This is a genomic window from Rhodovulum sp., from assembly GCF_011048875.1.
Taxonomy (GTDB): domain Bacteria; phylum Pseudomonadota; class Alphaproteobacteria; order Rhodobacterales; family Rhodobacteraceae; genus Rhodovulum; species Rhodovulum tesquicola.
This window is the reverse complement of sequence record NZ_DSDD01000411.1, coordinates 1-1,671: the sequence shown is the minus strand read 5'-3', so window position 1 is coordinate 1,671 and position 1,671 is coordinate 1. Positions and strand designations below refer to the sequence as shown.

Genomic DNA, 1,671 nt, shown 5'->3' with positions numbered 1-1,671 from the left:
GGCATCAGCCATGACGGCGAACAGCAGATCTCCATCATCTCGTTCATCGGCTCGGTCTTTTCGCCCTGGTATCGCTGGTCGGGGCGGAAGAACCCGGAAAACCATTGCTGCATCAACGTCGCCACCTATGGCCGCGGCGGGCGCTGGACGATGACCGACCGCGGACAGGCCGCCCTGCGCCAGTCGCGCAACAGGTTCGAGGTGGGACCGTCGAAACTGACCTGGACCGGCAGCCAGTTGCTGATCGACATCGACGAGGTCGCCTGGCCCCGGATGCAGAGGCTGAAGGGGCGGGTCACGGTCACGCCATCGGCGATCACCTCGGTCGAGTTGCCGCTGAAACAGGATGGCAGCCATGTCTGGCGGCCCTTCGCGCCGTCGTCGGAGATCGAGGTGGACCTGAACCAGCCCGGCTGGCAATGGACGGGGCATGGCTATTTCGACGCGAATTTCGGCATCCACGCGCTTGAGGACGATTTCAGCTACTGGACCTGGGGCCGGTTCCCCACGCGGGACAACGGCGCCTACTGCTTCTACGATGCCAGCGTGCGGGACGGGTCCGAACTGGCCGTGGGGCTGCATTTCGGGGCGGATGGCTCGGCCGAGGTGATCGACGCGCCGCCGCGCACGCGGTTCGCCCGGTCGAAATGGCTGGTCCGGCGCGAGACGCGCGCCGATCCGGGCTATGTGCCACGACAGGTCCACGACATGCTGGACGCGCCCTTCTACTGCCGCTCGGCGGTGCGCACCCGGGTTTTCGGCGAGGAAGTGGTGGGCGTGCACGAGGCGCTGGATCTGGACCGCTTCGCCAGCCCGCTTCTGAAGCCGATGCTGGCCGTCCGGGTGCCGCGCCGGTCGGGCTGGCGTTTTCAGGACTAGGACCGGGCCGCCTTGCCGGTGCAGGGCGGCCCGCTTGGCTCAGGGCCGCTCGATGGCGATGGCGGTGCCCTCGCCGCCGCCGATGCAGATCGCCGCGACGCCGCGTTTCAACCCGCGCTTTTCCAGCGCGTTCAGCAGCGTGACGATGATCCGCGTGCCCGAGGCCCCGATCGGGTGGCCCAGCGCACAGGCGCCGCCATTCACGTTCACCCGCTCGCGCGGCAGCCCCATCTCGTGCATGAAGGCCATGGGCACCACGGCGAAAGCCTCGTTCACCTCCCACAGATCCACATCGTCCCTGGTCCAGCCGATCCGCGCCAGCAGCTTCTGCGCGGCCGGAACCGGCGCGGTTGTGAACCAGCCCGGGGCCTGCGCATGGCTCGCATGGCCCAGGATGCGGGCACGGATGGGCAGGCCGCGCGCCTCGGCCTCGGCGCGGGTCGCCAGGATCAGCGCCGCCGCCCCGTCCGAAATCGACGAGGAATTGGCCGCCGTCACCGTGCCGTCCTTGCGGAAGGCGGGTTTCAACTGCGGGATCTTCTCGGGCCGTGCTTTGGCGGGCTGTTCGTCCTCAGCCACCACCGTCTCGCCCCTGCGCGAGGTGACGGTCACGGGCACGATCTCGCCCTCGAAGGCCCCGGATTTCTGCGCCGCCAGCGCATTGGACAGCGAGCCCAGCGCATATTCGTCCTGCGCCTCGCGCGTGAACTGGAAATGCCCGGCGCAATCCTCGGCAAAGGTGCCCATCAGGCGTCCCTTGTCATAGGCGTCTTCCAGCCCGTCGAGGAACAT

Annotated in this window: 2 protein-coding genes; one reads left to right on the top strand and one right to left on the bottom strand. The window is 68.3% G+C overall.

Translation table 11 applies throughout. The annotated features are described in order from the left end of the window. Positions 1–3: 3 nt before the first annotated feature. Positions 4–879, top strand: coding sequence for a carotenoid 1,2-hydratase (gene crtC / locus ENN83_RS14185; RefSeq protein WP_287188000.1), 876 nt, complete (start codon positions 4–6; stop codon positions 877–879). Positions 880–918: 39 nt separating this feature from the next. Here the strand turns inward: crtC and ENN83_RS14180 are convergent. Beyond that, positions 919–1,671, bottom strand: a 753-nt coding sequence (locus ENN83_RS14180; protein WP_287187997.1) for a thiolase family protein, incomplete at its 5' end; no start/stop codon positions are given.